This is a genomic window from Salirhabdus salicampi (genome assembly GCF_024259515.1).
GTDB lineage: Bacteria > Bacillota > Bacilli > Bacillales > Alkalibacillaceae > Salirhabdus_A > Salirhabdus_A salicampi.
The window spans coordinates 155,256-172,800 of record NZ_JANBWE010000004.1; the positions used below are offsets into that span (position 1 = coordinate 155,256).

16 protein-coding genes are annotated in these 17,545 nt (G+C 38.5%); 9 read left to right on the forward strand and 7 right to left on the reverse strand.

Annotated elements, in window-relative coordinates; translation table 11 throughout:
• Nucleotides 1-961: 961 nt before the first annotated feature.
• Complete coding sequence (locus tag NLW78_RS12695; protein ID WP_254497518.1) at nt 962-1,402, reverse strand: cell wall hydrolase; 441 nt, start codon at nt 1,400-1,402, stop codon at nt 962-964.
• Nucleotides 1,403-1,943: 541 nt separating this feature from the next.
• Here NLW78_RS12695 and NLW78_RS12700 point away from each other — a divergent pair.
• The 8 genes from NLW78_RS12700 (at nt 1,944) to NLW78_RS12735 (ending at nt 11,111) form a co-directional block, all read left to right on the forward strand.
• A complete protein-coding gene (locus tag NLW78_RS12700; protein WP_254497519.1) occupies nt 1,944-2,213 on the forward strand; it encodes a hypothetical protein in 270 nt (89 codons plus the stop codon).
• Nucleotides 2,214-2,449: 236 nt separating this feature from the next.
• A complete protein-coding gene (locus tag NLW78_RS12705) occupies nt 2,450-3,418 on the forward strand; it encodes a sugar-binding transcriptional regulator (protein ID WP_254497520.1) in 969 nt (322 codons plus the stop codon).
• Nucleotides 3,405-4,322, forward strand: a complete 918-nt coding sequence (locus NLW78_RS12710; protein ID WP_254497521.1) for a sugar ABC transporter substrate-binding protein — start codon at nt 3,405-3,407, stop codon at nt 4,320-4,322. Before NLW78_RS12705 ends, NLW78_RS12710 begins: the two co-directional genes overlap by 14 nt.
• A gap of 20 nt (nt 4,323-4,342) precedes the next feature.
• On the forward strand, nt 4,343-5,860 hold the full coding sequence (locus NLW78_RS12715) for a sugar ABC transporter ATP-binding protein (protein ID WP_254497522.1): 1,518 nt from the start codon (nt 4,343-4,345) through the stop codon (nt 5,858-5,860).
• Nucleotides 5,857-6,822 carry an ABC transporter permease gene (locus NLW78_RS12720; protein ID WP_254497523.1) on the forward strand — a complete coding sequence of 322 codons (966 nt, stop codon included), beginning with the start codon at nt 5,857-5,859 and terminating at the stop codon, nt 6,820-6,822. Before NLW78_RS12715 ends, NLW78_RS12720 begins: the two co-directional genes overlap by 4 nt.
• A gap of 19 nt (nt 6,823-6,841) precedes the next feature.
• Nucleotides 6,842-8,335 carry a xylulokinase gene (locus NLW78_RS12725; RefSeq protein WP_254497524.1) on the forward strand — a complete coding sequence of 498 codons (1,494 nt, stop codon included), beginning with the start codon at nt 6,842-6,844 and terminating at the stop codon, nt 8,333-8,335.
• 227 nt (nt 8,336-8,562) lie between these two features.
• Nucleotides 8,563-10,074, forward strand: a complete 1,512-nt coding sequence (locus NLW78_RS12730; protein WP_254497525.1) for a BCCT family transporter — start codon at nt 8,563-8,565, stop codon at nt 10,072-10,074.
• Nucleotides 10,075-10,220: 146 nt separating this feature from the next.
• The gene (locus tag NLW78_RS12735; protein ID WP_254497526.1) at nt 10,221-11,111 is read left to right on the forward strand and encodes a DMT family transporter; all 891 of its coding nucleotides are present in this window, start codon (nt 10,221-10,223) and stop codon (nt 11,109-11,111) included.
• A gap of 18 nt (nt 11,112-11,129) precedes the next feature.
• Here NLW78_RS12735 and rodA read toward each other — a convergent pair whose 3' ends face one another.
• Complete coding sequence (gene rodA / locus NLW78_RS12740) at nt 11,130-12,317, reverse strand: rod shape-determining protein RodA (RefSeq protein ID WP_254497527.1); 1,188 nt, start codon at nt 12,315-12,317, stop codon at nt 11,130-11,132.
• 154 nt (nt 12,318-12,471) lie between these two features.
• On the opposite strand from rodA, the gene NLW78_RS12745 reads away from it, so the two are divergent.
• Nucleotides 12,472-13,002 (forward strand): M15 family metallopeptidase, encoded by a 531-nt coding sequence (locus NLW78_RS12745; RefSeq protein ID WP_254497528.1) that lies wholly within the window; start codon nt 12,472-12,474, stop codon nt 13,000-13,002.
• On the opposite strand, the gene NLW78_RS12750 is transcribed toward NLW78_RS12745, so the two are convergent.
• From NLW78_RS12750 to NLW78_RS12770, 5 genes are all read right to left on the reverse strand, one after another.
• Nucleotides 12,999-13,202: a hypothetical protein gene (locus NLW78_RS12750; protein WP_254497529.1), complete on the reverse strand. Its 204-nt coding sequence runs from the start codon at nt 13,200-13,202 to the stop codon at nt 12,999-13,001. The two genes, NLW78_RS12745 and NLW78_RS12750, sit on opposite strands and share 4 nt — an antisense overlap.
• Before the next feature lie 22 nt (nt 13,203-13,224).
• Nucleotides 13,225-13,581: a nuclear transport factor 2 family protein gene (locus NLW78_RS12755; RefSeq protein WP_254497530.1), complete on the reverse strand. Its 357-nt coding sequence runs from the start codon at nt 13,579-13,581 to the stop codon at nt 13,225-13,227.
• A 103-nt stretch (nt 13,582-13,684) separates the two neighbouring features.
• Nucleotides 13,685-14,902 carry a M24 family metallopeptidase gene (locus NLW78_RS12760; protein WP_254497531.1) on the reverse strand — a complete coding sequence of 406 codons (1,218 nt, stop codon included), beginning with the start codon at nt 14,900-14,902 and terminating at the stop codon, nt 13,685-13,687.
• Between the two features lie 37 nt (nt 14,903-14,939).
• Nucleotides 14,940-16,130, reverse strand: a complete 1,191-nt coding sequence (locus NLW78_RS12765; protein WP_254497532.1) for a M20 metallopeptidase family protein — start codon at nt 16,128-16,130, stop codon at nt 14,940-14,942.
• A gap of 17 nt (nt 16,131-16,147) precedes the next feature.
• On the reverse strand, nt 16,148-17,347 hold the full coding sequence (locus NLW78_RS12770) for a cystathionine gamma-synthase family protein (RefSeq protein WP_254497533.1): 1,200 nt from the start codon (nt 17,345-17,347) through the stop codon (nt 16,148-16,150).
• Nucleotides 17,348-17,545: the final 198 nt, after the last annotated feature.

A 17,545-nucleotide genomic window follows, 5' to 3' on the forward strand; every position in this document is an offset into this window, starting at 1 on the left:
AAACGATTTTATCACGTAGTTGGATTGTATGCTATTATATTTATTTTTGTTAGGTCTTGTTATAAAAATTACACCTATTTTGTTTTTAAACAAAGATACTTGCTAACATAGATGGTGCAAAAAAAGGTATCAGTGAGGGACTAGAGGGAATAAACAAAGTAATTTGCTGTGCAATACAACGATACTATGCAATATTTAGTATTGATGTAGGAACTACTTATATGATTGATATGATTGATGCTGCTATTTTTGGGGGAAAGAGAAGAAGAAAGAAGAAGAATTTAGTGAAAAAAATTAATAACTAGGATAGTATCTGATAATGAAAAAATATAAGGAAGGATATATTAACTGTATTCATTAGAAGGGAATAAAAGTGCGACATTATTTTATTAAAGAACATTTTGTTTTTTATTGGGAATTTAGTTTATATATTATATAATTATTCTAGATTACATGTTCTTTTAGCGTTACATCATACCCTTGCCAGAAGTTCTTTAGAGAAGGATAAGCTTGCCTAAAGTCCCTAAATGTAGCATTAACGGATAAGTAATTTGGATAATCAAGCTCATTTTCAAAGGATAGTGCGGAAATTTATAGTGGAGATTATTGTTATACCAGGCTTTGGCAAGGATATCCTTCAATACTCGGCAATAGTATGGTTCAAGTCACATGTTGTGACTTAAAGCATAAACCTCCCTTTTAGGAAGGTTTATGCTTTATTTTGTTTTTTTGAAATAAATGATGAAAGTGATGTAAATATGTACAGTACCAATAACGTAATAGACGAGTGTTATTTAATGCGTTATTTGTGAAGTACTTCCCCTCAGATTTTTATATCATCAATAGGTGAATATAAGCGTAAAAATTAGCTGGTATGAATGGTTTAATACCGATTCCACACCAGCCGACTGATTAAAAGCTCTAACTTTTGGGGGGCACTAGATTGTAAGGATTTTTTTTGTCAATATCGATAAGCACTATCACATGTATTCGCAACTGGTTCATAATAACAATGTTGTTTATACTGTCCTGCGAATGGTTGACCGTACCATGTAGGTGGACAATTCCCAGACGGATTAAAATACCATAGTGAATATATAGAAGGCTGTTGTCTCCAATATTTCACAACCTGTCGTGCTAATCTTCTCTCTACCTCTCTTGCTGGGCTATAAAATAAATTCCCTTTTTGTACTGCTTCAAAAGCATAATTTCCACCTTGAACATGATAAATGACATCCCGTATAGACCGTACATCTTTAAAGTCTAAACAATCAGCTTTTGCTCGATTTATAATAACATTCCCAACCATAAGCATACCCAGTTGTCCTTCACCTTCAGCTTCTGCCCTGATCATCCTCGCTATTAAATCAATGTCACTTTCGGTATAAGCCACTCTTGCCACTATCATCACCTCTAAAAAGATTGTATGAAAAATGAATTTAATACATGTATGTTTTTTGCAAGTTATATTCAATACGGATGTACTAATTTGACAATATACATACCCAAGTTCAAATGGAGTTTTAGTTGTTCATACTTGTGAAGATTCAGGGAAAACAAATCATCTAAACGACTTAGTTTATCATAAGGTGCGGAACTTACGCATGGCCGTACGTAACCGTGGTTCATTATATATTTTTTTGACACTAGATACTTTACATATATGTGTATGACATAGAGCGTAAGTTTTTCGTTAGAAAAGCATATGCTTTTTTATATGCAAAGGTGCAAGTGTTGTTTTGTAGGTTGGCATCTAGATTATATGTTACTAATCATAGAACCCATACAAACCTTTCCATTTAGCATATATTACTAATAGCTCATATATTAGAGTGTTTATCAATCTTAGCCGTTTTTTTAAGTAGGGATAATCGAATATAACAGCATCTACATTTTTGGCTGGTCAAAAATGTTTGAAAAGGTTTAGTTGGGAGGGGGATTCGATGAACTTCTTTGGACATCACGGACATTATGGCTATGGGCATCATCATGGACACCACGGCCATCATAAGTTCGACCACCATGGTTTTAAGCCTCATGGGTACGGTCATTACGGTTTTGGACCTCACTTATATAGTGGTTTCGGTCCTGGTCACAAGTTTGGTCACCATCATGGTTATCATCCACAACATGACTACGGCCATAAAGGTTATGGTCATCATCATGGTCATCATCAATATGGGCCATACGGCCATCCTGGATTTTGGAAATAACGATTATAAAAAGTTTAGGGAGTCTGTTTCGATACAGACTCTCTTTTTATATACAAATTTTGGAGCATCAGAGAAACATGAGAGTTCAAACGTTTCGTATTCACTTGCACGCACTTCTAGTTTTCTGAATGGTTGTTGTCATGAAACTATTGACAATTTTCTGTCGAATGGTAACTTGTTACATAACACTTGAACAAAAATTTACTCATTGAACATATGTTCAAAGGAGGGTTGCCTTGAATAAAGAGAGAATTCGTTTAATGGTAAAAGTTTGTCAATTATATTTTCACGAAGGGTTAAATCAGCAAGAAATTGCTCGTAGATGTTGTATATCAAGGCCACAAGTTAGTAGGCTTATTTCTTCGGCCAAATTTGAAGGAATTGTAGAAGTTTCCATCCGGAACCCTTTTCGTGAAGAAACTACAATAGAAAAGGAATTAATGGACCATTTTCATTTACGAAACGCAATAATCGTGGATACGAATCAAGGGAACGATGAAGCTGCTTTTGCCCAAGCAGGTGGGAATTATCTTCAAGAAGTTATTCAAGATGGGGATACAGTAGGCGTTATGGCTGGAAAAACAATTGCAGCCTTTGTAAATGAAATTAATCACATTTCTAAAAAAGAGGTGCAGTTTGTTCCATTAGTAGGGGGCTGGGGACCGGAAGGAGCATATTGGGATGCAAATGCTTATACATATCAGCTTGCTAAAAAGGCAAAAGGTAAGCATTGGTCTTTACACGCACCGGCAATTGTCAGTTCTGCAACAATGAAGGCGACTGTAATGGAAGAACCACAAATACGAAAAGTCATTAACATCGCCAACCATGCTTCTGTTGCATTGGTTAGTGTTAGTGAAGTTTCGAAAGAAGCAACATTATTTTCTTCTACTAATATGAGTGAAAAAGACGTCTATAACATTAGGCGTGAAGGTGGTGTTGCAAGTATTGGTACTTCGTTTCTTAGTAAGGATGGGCAAGAGGTAGGTATGTCTCATTCAGCACGATTGATTGGCATTTCAGGAGCCAACTTAAAGAACATTCCGCTAGTTATTGGTGTTGCTAAAGGGAAAGCAAAGGTCGATGCCGTTTTGGCAGCACTACAAGGACGTTGGCTTCATGTATTGATAACTGATATGGTCACGGCTAAAGAACTATTGGAAAAACATAAAAATGTAGGGAGATATGAAAATGAAAAAATTTAGTTTAGTAGTTGTTAGTATAATCATGGTTCTTTCTTTAATGGCTTGTTCGAACACGACAAGTGGGGACGACAAACCAAGAGTTTCAATATTAACTCCGTACTTATCCTCAGTGACGACGAAACAGATGGTTGATGAACTCGAGCAGATGGCTGAAGAAAAAGGGTGGGAAGTAAATATAGTTGATACGAAAGGGGATGTTGGTGCACTTGCCTCTCGTATGGAAGATGTCATTTCTTCTGGTACCGATGCCATTGTTCTCGTGAGTACAGATCCTAACCAAGTACATTCTCAAATTCTATCAGCGAGTGAAAAGAATATTCCTGTATTCGGCTGTGATGCAAGTTACATAGATGGAATGACACTAAACGCAACGAGTGACAATTCTGAGATGGGAAATATGATATCGGAGCATCTTTTTGAACTCATGGGAGGAGAAGGGAACTTAATCGTTCTTACACACCGCCCACACCCGGGCGTATTAAAGAGAACAGAAGCATTGGACAAACTGTTATCGGATTATCCAAATATTAATGTCATTACCGAACAGGAAGTGCAAGTGCCTGGTCCGATTGAGAATGCAAGAAAACAAATGGAGAATCTATTGCTTGCTAACCAAGGAGAAGATGCAATTACAGCAGTCTGGGCTGGATGGGACGAACCGGCAATCGGTGTTACACAAGCACTTAATTCAGTAAATCGTGACAATGTTGTTGTAACGGGGATTGATGGGAACAGTCAAGCAGTTGAGTTGATTGAGGAAGGTGGTCCTTTTAAAGCAACCGTGAAACAAAACTTTGTTGGTATGGCTGAAATTGTTATTGACCAAATGGAAAAAGTATTTGCGGGGGAAGAAGTTGACGGAACTGAACTGTATGCACCTGCTGAATTAATTACGGCAGAGTAAACCTTTAAGGTGGTTGTAAAGTGAAGCTGCTTAAGATACACAATGTAAGTAAACAATTTGGGGGCAACAAAGCCATTGATTCTATTGAACTAGAATTTGAACAAGGTCAGGTTCATTCACTAGTTGGTGAAAATGGAGCAGGTAAATCAACATTGATCAAAATCATTACTGGAGTTTATCAACCTAATGAAGGTGTTTTATTTTGGGAAGGGGACAAAATTGATGATCATTCCCCGAAAAGAGCACAACAATTAGGCATACATGCGATCCATCAAGAGAGACAGTTAGTATCTGATTTTAATGGTTTAGAAAATTTATTTCTTCATAGTCGTTATCCGGTTAAGAGAAAGTGGTTTGGCATTGATTGGAAGAGGATGGAACAGGAAGGAGAAGCTTTGAAGCAGAAGTGGGGGATTGATATCCCCCTAAACATTCCAGTTTCACAAATGACGCCATCAGAACAAACATTGTTAGAGGTTTTACGAGCAATGAGTACGAGCTCTAAACTATTAATCTTAGATGAACCAACTGCTTCTTTAACAGATAAAGAGTCCACACTATTGTTTTCCTTTATTGAACGGTTAAAAGAACGAGGGGTAGCGATTATTTACATTTCTCATCGGTTGGAAGAAGTAATGTCCATTTCTGATCGAGTAACCGTATTAACCGGTGGAAAGGTTATGACTACTCTTGCCAAGGAAGAACTTTCACGTGATACGATTATTCACCATATGACAGACGGAGGAAGCATCCAAAAGTTCAAATCAAGAGAAAGACCCTTTGAAAATCAATCCACTTTATTACAAGTAGAGAATCTTTCTACGAAAGATGACCGGGTAAAGAAAGTCGACTTCTCTTTACATGCTGGTGAAGTATTAGGGGTTTATGGGTTGGCAGGTTCGGGTAGAACCGAAACGTTAGAGGCAATATACGGTATAAGGGCAATGAGAACCGGTTATGTGAGAGTAAGGGAAGAGTATATGACGAGGTCTACACCAGAAGAGTTGATCAATCGTGGCGTGGTGATGATTCCGGAAGATCGTCATAAGGACGGTCTCATTATGACTAGTACATTGAAGGATAATATTACGCTGCCAGTGTTAAAGGAACTCGTAACAAAAGGGAAGATAAGTAAAAAAGCGGAAGCAAGGGTTGTAAAAGGCGAAATGGAACGATTCCAAGTAAAAGCAACCAGTCCCAGTCAATATGTTTCTGAGTTAAGCGGAGGTAATCAGCAAAAGGTTGTGTTTGCTAAATCTTTATTAACAAAACCGTCTGTCTTTTTATGTGATGAACCAACCCAAGCGGTGGACGTTATGACTCGCTCTCAAATCCATTCGTTTCTAAAGGAACAAGCTGATCTTGGACACGGTATTGTCTTTGTCTCATCGGATGTTCATGAAATTGTAGAAGTAAGTGACCGAATTCTCATTTTCAACGAAGGAGAAACTGTAGCAGAGTTACAAAATGAACATGTCACGACAAGCGATATTTTAGAAGTCTGTTATAACTTTAAGCGGGAAGGAGTCACACCATGAATCCTAGTACAGAAACACAACAAGCGTTCATAAATAAATCTATTGTCAGTTCATATGGAACGATGTTAGCAGGTGTGGGAATTATTATCTTGTTTAGTATTATGGCACCAACATCATTTGCTACGTTTGATAATTTCATCAACATAACGAGACAAATCTCCTTCCTTGTCATTATAGCGGTCGGAGCTACTTTAGTGATGTCGGTAAAAGAATTCGATTTGTCAGTTGGAGCAATGGCCAGTTTAGGTGGTGTCATTGCGGCTAAACTAGCAGCAGCTGGTATGCCTGTCGTCATTTGTTTATTAACACCAATACTGATAGGCTTTTTCATTGGAATGGCAAATGGTGCTATCGTTACCCGTTTTCAAGTCATTTCATTTGTAACAACGTTAGCAATGGGAACAATTTTAAGTGGCGTTACGTTTTGGTTAACGGACGGATCTACTATCTTTCAAAACATCCCTACTAGTTTTAAGTTTATTGGTCAAACTCAGTTAGGGGCAATTCCATTACTAACAATTATTATGATTCTGGTTGTTCTCATCTTTTGGTATGTTATGTCTCATATGCCGCTTGGCAGAAGACTTTATGCTATTGGTGGTAATGAAAGGGCGGCGGTAGTGTCGGGTATTCGAATTCAACACTATAAAACGTTCGCTTTTGCACTATGTGGCATGTTGGCCGCATTTACGGGAGCGTTACTCGCATCCCGCTTAGGTTCCGCTCATCCTACAGGGGGAGATGGCTTTTTCTTAAATGCTTATGCGGCTGTTTTTTTAGGGATGACGGTAGTGAGAAGTGGAATCCCGAATGTGTTAGGAACGCTTTATGGGGCGGCCATTATCGGCATTTTGGCAAATGGTCTTACCATAGTACAAGTGCCGTCATTTATGCAAGATGTTATTACGGGGGTGATCATTATTGTTGCACTGATTATCCAAAGGTTAGGAAGGCACTCTTAATTTAGAAAGGAGGTAACCAATGGGTTATATAGCTGTATTTGATATTGGGACGACAGCGATAAAAGGAGTACTCGTTAGTCGTGAAGGATCAATTAAAGGGGAGCTTTCTGTAGATCTTACAACTCATTACGGTTCAAATAGGGAAATAGAACAAGTCCCATTAGATTGGTGGCACAGTGTTACAAACATTGCAAATAAATGGTGGAACGAATTTCATATCAAACCAGAGGATATTTCCATGATTACGTTCTCAGGGCAAATGGAAGATGTCATTCCTATCTCGACGAATGGCACGTCTGTGAATGCTATATTGTATTCTGATCAGCGTGCTATTATAGAGGCGCAGATGATAAAAGAATTATACCCTACTATTCATAAAACGACACGAAATGGGATTCATCCGTCAACTCCGATAGCGAAATTGTTATGGTTAGAAAGGTATGACCAATCCATATATGAGGAAACGAAGTGTTTTGTTTTTAGTGCGAAGGACTTCATCATTTATCAACTGACCAATAAATGTGTAACAGATTCTGTGACTGGGGCTACCACTGGAATGATGAATTTAAAAACGAGGTCGTGGGATGAAAACATCCTTGATACAATAGGGATTGATAATAGCAAGTTACCGTTGCTTTTAGAACCCTCAAATATTGTAGGAAATGTATCAGAACGTGCTTCAAAGGAGATTGGCTTTTTACCATCTACACCTGTTTTAGCTGGAAGTGGAGATGCGGGTGCTTCTACTTTAGGTGCTGCTACTATCGATGATGGCGATGGCTATTTTTATATTGGGACAACAGGTTGGACAGCCATTGTTCAACATGAGGAGAAAATGGACGATGGGTTACAAGGAATTTTTCGGTTAGCCCATCTTCCGAAAGACCGGATTATAGCAATTGCTCCATTATTAAATGTCGGAAATGTTCACAAATGGGCGATGAATACATTCTTCGATTCACAGACTCGAGATGACTATGAAAACTTTGAACACCTTGTCGAAGAAAGTCCTCCGGGTAGTAATGGTGTACTCTTTTTACCATATTTAAATGGTGAAAGGTTTCCAGTCCATGATTCAGAGGCAAAAGGCGCGTTTTGGGGAATTGGTCCACAAACGAGTAAAGGTGACATGGTGAGATCAGTTATAGAAGGAATCTGTTTTTCGTTGAAGCAGTTATTTGAATCCTTTGATGTGGATGATCATCGTAATGTAACGCTAATCGGTGGTGGGACGAAAAGTTCAGTATGGTGCCAAATATTAGCGGACTGCCTAGGTAGGGAATTAAGAGTGCCAACTGATAGTCAATATATGACAGCAATCGGTGCATCAGCAACTGCGTTTGTGCAACTCGGTTGGACTAAGGACTACAATGAATTTAGCAAACGGTATTTAATGTCCATCAAATGTAAAACATATATACCCCGTCAAGAACATTATGATATGTACCAACAACACTATAGGAAGTTTATAAAACTATACCCTTCATTAGTAGGCCTATATAGGGATGAATAAAGAACCTCACCGAATGGTGAGGCTTTTTAATTTGTATAGATTATAGAGAATGATTGTATGACACAAGTAATGATAAAGTTGAAGAGGTATATACAGAAAAAGGAGAAGATCATAGATCCTCTCCTTTTTGTTGGTCATGGAGGGATTTAGTGGGATAAGAATGATGAACTTGTACATGATAAAAAAGTAGAGCATAAAAATAAAATCAATGAGGGAAAGGGACGTTTATGAGAAAAACATTTCAAAATCCGGTATTTAGCATTTCAGCCATCATTATATTAATTCTGGTGGTCATAGGTGCTCTGGCCCCTAAGCAGTTTGGAGCAGTATCAGAGCGACTCTTCCTTTTTACAACAACGAATTTTGGTTGGTTTTACTTATTTTCTGTGTTTATTTTTGTGCTTTTTTTAATTGTTTTAGCGATTAGTAAATACGGAAAAATTCGTCTTGGACCACAAGATTCAAAGCCAGAATATCCATTTTTCACTTGGATTGGTATGCTTTTTTCTGCTGGATTCGGAGTAGGTCTCGTATTTTGGGGTATAGCTGAACCGATGAGCCACTTCTTTACACCACCCTTTGAGAATTTGGAGCCTCAAAACGAACAAACAGCTAGGGTATCAATGGGATATTCTTTTTTTCATTGGGGGATTAGTCAATGGTCAGTTTTTACAATCGTCGGTATGATGATTGCCTTTCTCCAGTTTCGTAAGGAAAAAAACGGTCTCGTTTCTACAGCAGTTGAACCAATCATTGGCCAACGAGAAGGGGTAAAAGGTGTCATTGACACGTTAGCTGTAATTGCAACGGTTATGGGAGTCGCTACTTCAATTGGTTTCGGGGTTCTACAAATGTCAGGTGGGATCCGCTACGTATTCGATTTACCGAATTCGGTTTGGATACAACTAATCATTATGGCGGTTCTTTTCGTACTCTATTCTCTTTCATCCTTTACAGGTTTAAATAAAGGTATCAAATGGCTCAGTAATATTAACTTAAGTTTATGTTTACTTTTACTTATTTTCGTTTTCTTAACTGGTCCAACTGTATTCATCCTAAATGCCTTTGTGTTAGGAATTGGAGACTACATCAATTTATTTGTATCCTATAGCTTACGACTAACGCCTTATCTCGGCGGAACATGGGTAAGAGATTGGACAATCTTTTACTGGGCATGGGTAATTGCTTGGTCTCCTTTTGTCGGTGCTTTTATAGCACGTGTTTCAAGGGGAAGAACCATTCGTGAGTTCATTATTGGTGTACTAATTATCCCCCCATTAATTGCATGTTTTTGGATTGCAACCTTCGGTGGGACGGCACTTTATCATGACTTAATGTTAGGTACTAACATTGCTGAAGTTGTAAATGAAGATGTAACCGTAGCATTATTTGAAACCTATCAATATTTACCGATGAGCATAGGGTTATCGTTCGTTTCGTTTTTACTCATCTTTACATTTTTAGTTACGTCTGCCGACTCGGCAACATACATTTTAGGTAGTATGACATCGAGGGGAAGTTTACATCCTGCAACGGCTGTGAAATTAACGTGGGGCTTTTTAATTGCGGCTATTTCTGCTGTTTTGTTAGTTGCAGGTGGTTTAGATGCTTTACAGACAGCTTCATTAATAGCAGCTCTACCGTTTACGATCATTATATTTATGATTGTTATTGCCTTTATGAAAATGATTAGAAAAGAGTCGTTACCTCCTCGCAGAAAACGAAAAGGAGCGGAGTAAAAAATTCACCATTATCATGGTGAATTTTTTTGTTTTAATAATCATAAATGAATATGAATAACCTTTGATAAAGATGGAATACAAGCGGTAAAATGGTAGACATAGTTTATAATGGGGGTTATAGGAGAAGTTAGGGGTATATACATATGAGTAAATTATCTTTTGTTATTTTGCTTCTCATTACAACGAGTTTAATGGGCTCCTCATTTGCAATCGGAAAAATGGGGCTCGTTTATGTCTCTCCGTTACTTTTAGTAGCGTTACGTTTTACGATAGCAGGTGTGCTTATGGCCCTAATTGTGATAATTTTAAAACGACGGCACCCTGTAAGCTTGAAAGATTGGTTCCGCATGTTTATGATCGGAGCTTTTCAAACTGCAGGGGTAATGGGCTGTATTTTTATAAGTTTGCAAACGATAACAGCAGGTGAATCCTCTATTCTTACATTTACGAATCCGTTATTAGTTGTATTGTTTGGTAAATTATTTTTACAGTTTCATTATTATTGGTATCAATGGTTCGGGGTCGTAATTGGATTTATTGGCGTGCTTATTACATTGGGAGCGAATGTAAGTACCGAAATAGGCACGATGTGGGCAATAGGTAGTGCAATCTTTTGGACATGTGCTACATTACTTATTAAAAAGTGGGGCCATTTTGTTGACATTTGGGTTTTGACTGCTTATCAAATGTTGTTTGGAGGACTCCTTTTATTAGTAAGTAGTTTCGTTTTTGAAAATATGAGACTCGTCATGAATGTATCATCCGTTTCGATTATTATGTGGTTGGCTATTATGGCATCAGTAGTTCAGTTTGGCGTTTGGTTTTACTTGTTACAAAAACATGATCCAGGTAAGGTTAGTGCATTTTTATTTTTAGCGCCTTTCTTCGGTGTATTATTTGGTTGGATGTTACTGAACGAGCCAGTAAAATGGAATGTATGGCTAGGTGGTGCACTAATTTTTGCCGGGATATTTTGCGTGAATTGGTCACGAAGAGAAGTCAATAAAGTGAAAACGAAAAAAGCTGTCCAATAATGGACAGCTGAATGATGATTATAATTCTTGTTTTTTCGATCCGAACATAAAGGAGCGGGTATTTACTTTAATATTCATGACGAGCCCTACTGCAATCATATTCGTCAATAAAGAACTCCCGCCGTAGCTAATAAACGGAAGAGCCAGTCCGGTAATCGGCATGAGGCCAATTGTCATCGCAATATTTTGGAACACTTGAGAAGCGATTAACGCAACGGCACCACAAACAATATAGGCACCAAAAGGATTACTGCAGTTAAGTCCAATGGCAATCATGCGGTAGATGAGTAAAAAGAAGATGAGAATGAGGATGGACGCACCTAAAAATCCAAATTCCTCTCCTACTACAGTAAAAATAAAATCGGTATGAATTTCGGGAACTCTACCACTTTGAGATTGGGTTCCATTCATAAAACCACTACCGGTTAGTCGACCTGCTCCGATTCCGAGAATAGCCTGTTTTAATTGATACCCGAACGAGCTAGCATAATCATCGGGTTGTAGCCATCCATAAATTCTGGACATTTGGTGGTCTTTTATAATTTTACGAAAAATATCGTTCGCATTATTGTGGAGCCAAATTAATAATAGAACTAATGAAACACCAAGACCAGCAAGAACGGAAATAACTTTATATGAAACACCTGATACGAGTGTAATGACCGCCAATATTGCAACAACAACAAGGGCTGTTCCTAAGTCCGGTTGTTGTAAAATTAGCCAAAAGGGTACAAGGCCAAAAGCTGCAATTCGTAAGAGAACTTGCATATCGTATGAAAATGAACCAGGAGCCTGTTTTTGACCATAACGGTGTATCGCTAGGGCGACTGCAATAATAAGAAACACTTTCATAAATTCAGATGGTTGAATTTCTAATCCACCTATTGATAACCACCGTTGAGAACCATTCCTCATTACCCCAAAAAAGTGTACGAGTAATAATAACAAACTTCCAAAAGCATAAAGGGGGTAAGCTAAAGTACGGAAAATATCAAAATCTACGAAAAGTAGAGAAAATAAAATCATGAACCCTATCCCATACCAAATAATTTGGCGAATAACATAATAGGAGGGATCGGCGGAGTATTGTCCTGCAGCACTATAGATGGCGACAAGACTAATGGCAAATAACATTAATAGACAAAGAAGCATGATATAATCTAATCTATTAAAAATATTTTTAACGGTTTGTTGAAAATTCCCCATGTGTAATCCTCTTTCAGTTCAGTATAGTTTCTTTTTTTTGAAAAAAGGCTATCACTATCATACTACTATGATTTTTCATAAATTCATAGTATATTACAAAATGTACCATTAAGTCATCATGTTCTACATGGTTACATAGCAAAAGGGAGAGCAAATGATGAGTAGATTACGCTTACGTATCTGGACTTTTATAGTGATTGTCTCTCTATTAATTATAACATTGGTAATCCGCAATGAATGGGAATTAAGAAATACCCCCTTACCTACATCCTTACACCCTGTAGTTGCGGGTAAAGCTGAAAGACTCGTGGAACGTAGTGATGAAATGGGTATTTCCGTTGTGATTACTGAAGGATTTCGATCATTTGATAAGCAAAATGAATTATACAACCGAGGACGGACCGATGATGGAAATATTGTAACATACGCAAAGGGGGGCGAATCTTATCATAATTATGGTTTAGCAATAGACTTTGCGATTCGAAACAGTAATGGGGAAGTTATTTGGGATTTACGCTATGATGGGAATGCCAATGGAAAATCAGACTGGATGGAAGTCGTACAAATTGCGAAAGAATTAGGATTTGAATGGGGAGGGGATTGGTCCCGTTTTAAAGATTATCCCCATTTACAAATGGACTTCGGCTTGACAATTCGGGATTTGCAACGTGGTAAGCGACCTTAAAGAAAGGCAGTAAACATGGCAATGAGAAGACCAACTCCGAACATCATAAGAGTCGCTTTTCCGTAGTTTTTTATATTTGTATTAAAGTTTCCAAATGCCATCACACATATTGCGACAATGTTTACAAAGGGTACGGCAGTTAATAGAAGAATGAGTAACCATTTCCGAACAGAAACGGTTTCTTCTGTATGTACTTGCATGAACGTTCTTCCTTTCTTATGTTTATAATGTTGGCATGACGGTTCCTTGATGAAAGACCATTTGCCAATTTCCACTTATCTTTTTCCAAATAGAACTGCGTAATGTTTCACGGTTTCGGGTTTCATCTTTTACACGGTATGTAGCTAGAACGACATCTTCAGATAAATTATGAATTGAAAAATCATATAATGTCATTTTTGGTGTATTCATGCCGCCATTGTTGGTCGCATCCGTTTTAGACCATACGGTTCCGGAGCTTCCATATTCAAAGAATTCATCTGCAAGTAACTCGTTTAAAATGGATATATCTTTACGAACATTGGGCTGCAACAATTGTCGTTCCAAATCATATATATGTCTACCTATAGTTTCTTTCACTATTATGAGTCAACTCCTTTCCCACAAGTTTAACATAGGTAAAACATCTTAAAAGAAAAAAGCATGTGATGTTTAGACACCACATGCTTTGAAACGTCTGTTTCTATATTTCTTCTTTTGGAAGTGCACTGCCGTTTATAAATAAATTAGGAGACGATTGCTTTACATATAATTCCCTTGGGAAATTCGCTAACGTTTCACATCCTGTTTCGGTAATTCGAATCGTTTCACTTATTTCAACCCCGTAGTCATCAAACCAAATTCCAGGAATTAAGTGGAATGTCATGTTTGGTTCGATGATGGTTTTATCCCCTTTTCGAATACTTATCGTATGCTCTCCCCAGTCAGGTGGATAACTTAACCCAACAGAATAGCCTAATCGGCTTGGTTTATAGTAACCTCTACGGGTAATATAGTCTCTCCACACGCCTTCCACTTCTTCGCAGGTCATCCCAGGTTTAATAGAAGTTAACGTATGATTTAGTCCCTCTAAAACGACCTCAGCTGTATCGTTCATCTGTTCTGTACTTTCTCCAATGACCATCGTTCTTGCTAAAGGGGAATGATAGCGTTTATAGCAACCGGCAATTTCTATAATTACTGGGTCTCCGTAGGAGTAATGTGCATCGGTCCATGTAAAGTGTGGTGCTGATGTTTTTTTGCCGGCTGGAAGCATTGGGACGATTGCTGGATAGTCACCACCAAACTCCGGTGTGCCACTAATTTGGGAGTGGTAAATATTTGCGACTACATCACATTCACGTATACCTTCATCGATTGAATCGTATGCAGTTTTAACGGCTAACTCAGCCAACCTTGCTGCTCTTTTCATATACGCAATTTCTTGCGGAGATTTCACAATACGGACCCAGTTTACAAGTTGATTAGCATCCTTGAATGTTGCGCTTGGAAGTTCATTTACAAGTACTTTATAAGCTTGAGCTGAAAAATAATACGTTTCCATTTCCAGACCAATCACACGGTTTGCCTGACCGATTTCCTTTAAAATATTGGCGGCAAACGCCATCGGGTGTTTTTCAACTGATTGGACGTAATCATCTGGATAGGAAATAATATGGTCATTCTGCATCCAAGTGGATAATTTAGCACTATTTGCATCCATTTCCCGCCCGATCCAAATTGGTTCATCTTCATCGATCATAACGATTAACATTTGATGAACATAAAATGACCATGCATCATAACCACTTAAATAGTACATATTGGATGGATTTACAATAATTAAGACATCAATACCGTTCTCGTGCATCTTTTTCTTCGTTCTATTCATTCGGTCGTGATATTCCTCCACCGTGAACATTTTTTCACATCCTTTCTTTTTAAATTTGTCCGCTATTCTACGCTGTCTTGAGTAAGCGAACTGCGGTTTCCGCTAATATCGTCACGCCATACAAAAGGGCGGTTTCGTCTATATCAAAATGAGGTGTGTGCAATCCCCGTTCCTTTTCATCCATTACCTTTGCCCCGAGGAAGAACATGGCACCTGGTACTTGATTTGTCATATGGGCAAAGTCTTCTCCCCCCATACCAAAAGGACCATTATGAATGAGGAAATTTGGAAAGATATTTTGAATGGTTTCTTCAAAGACTTTCGTAATTTGTGGGTCATTGTACAACGGTGGTTCGCCTTTAATTATATTCAAGGTATAATCCCCACCTACTGTGCGAGTCCATGTAAGGGATGTTTCCAGTAATTCACGTAATTGCTGTCTATTAGTTGGGTGATAGCTTCGTAGTGTTCCTTTTAATGAGACACTATCCGGTATGACGTTATAGGAAGGATTTGTTTGAACATGTGTAACACTGATAACGGAAGGGTCCATTGGAGAAGTTTTCCGAGCGACAATGCCTTGAAGATTTTGTAATACGGTTCCTAGCATCCAAATAGGGTCATTTGTAGTATGGGGGTATGCAGCATGCCCTCCTGTTCCGAGTATTTTGGCATCAAACGTATCAATACCAGCCATGGTATACTCTTTGTTTAATAAAATCTCTCCTGCAGGTAAATCTGGGTGAACATGAAGGGCAATAACTGCATCAACATGGTGTAATATGCCGGCATCAATTAAATATGGAGCACCTGTTGACCCGTTTTCATCAGTGTCCTCTTCGGCAGGTTGGAAAATAAATTTAATCGTCCCTTTCCATTCACCTTTTCTTAGTTGTTCGGCAAGTAAAGCTGCAGCACCGAGGGCCATGGCTGTATGAGCATCATGACCACAGGCGTGCATCACTCCATCACATTTCGAACGATAGGGAATATCGTTTTGCTCTTGGATTGGGAGGGCATCTATATCAGCACGGATTCCAATAACTGGTCCATCGCCCGTAGATAACACACCAATTACTCCTGTTTCTAAGCCGACGTAATCTCTACCTGTATAAACCTTCATACCTGGAATGTTTTTTAACTCACCTATAATGAATTCTGTTGTTTTATATTCTTGAAAGCTTAATTCAGGAAATTGATGTAAAGCTCTCCGCATGTGTTTCACATGATCCTTTAACGTATAATGAAGGTTCGTCATGTTATCCATCCTCCCAACTAGCGGCTAGTTACCGTTACGTGGGATAATGCCTTCTCAAGGTCTGCAATTAAATCATTAGGGTCTTCAATTCCTACAGAGTACCGAACTAATCCTTCTGGTATTCCAAGTGCCTTCCGTTCCTCAGGTGTGCACTCAACATGACTCGTTGTCCTTGCAGGGCCAACTACCGTTTCGACGGCACCTAAATTAGCGGCACGATGTGCGAACTGTAATTGCGGCAAAAAATCTCGAACACTGTCCAGGCCTCCCTTAAGGGCAAAACTTAACATCCCGCCGAAGCGTCGCATTTGCTTTTTCGCTATATCATGGTTTGGGTGACTTTTTAGACCAGGATAATAAACAGCTTCAATGGCATCATGATCCTGTAAATATTGGGCTATTTTCATGGCGCTTTCGCATTGTCGTTCAATTCGCAAATCTAACGTTTTCATTCCACGAAGCAACAAGTAGGCAGCCATTGGATCAAGGGTAGCACCATTAATTTCTCGGTAATGATAAATTTTTTCTACGAGTGCAGGGTCTCCACATACAACTCCACCTAGTGCATCAGCGTGGCCCCCTAAAAATTTAGTTGCACTATGAATGACTAGGTCAGCACCTAATTCAAGTGGGTTTTGATTAATAGGCGTCGCAAACGTATTATCGACGAAAACGAGTGCTCCTACTTCTTTCGCGGCATTTGCCATTCGCTGAATATCCGTAATCTTTACCGTTGGATTTGTTGGACTTTCTAAATAAAGAATGTCACAACCTTTAGCGATTTCTTCTTCTATTTGTACGTGATCTCCCGTATCACATAACATGACATTAATATTTAATCGTGGAAGAAATTCAGTGAAAATCTTATTCGTACCGCCGTAGGTATCTTTAATGGACACTACCCGGTCACCTGGTTTCAAAAATGTTGCTAATGAGTTACTAATAGCCGCCATTCCAGTTGAAAACGATGTAGCAGCTTTGGCCCCTTCGAGTGCCTTTACTTTATCTTCAAATGCTTGAACCGTTGGATTTGTATTTCTACCGTAAATATGACCTTCTTTTTTCCCGATTGCGACGTCATACCATTCATCAACATCGAAGTATCCGAATGATACGCTGTGTACTACTGGAACTTGTGTGGCTCCGTGGGCTAAGTATTCACTTTCACCAGCCCAAACAGCTTTCGTTGCTAGACTTTCGTTAAGATTTTTTTCCACTCATAACCACTCCTTTATATTAGGGATAAGAATGAAGGACACATATTTACACTAAGGTGTTCATACGTTGTAGGTGATATATGTTACCTCTAAACTTTTTCTTACTTTTATGATAAGCTACTATAAATAAATTGAATATTCGTAAAAATGTAAGAAGTTTTTTCGTTTCCATATGTCAGTTTGTTATTTCGTTGGATA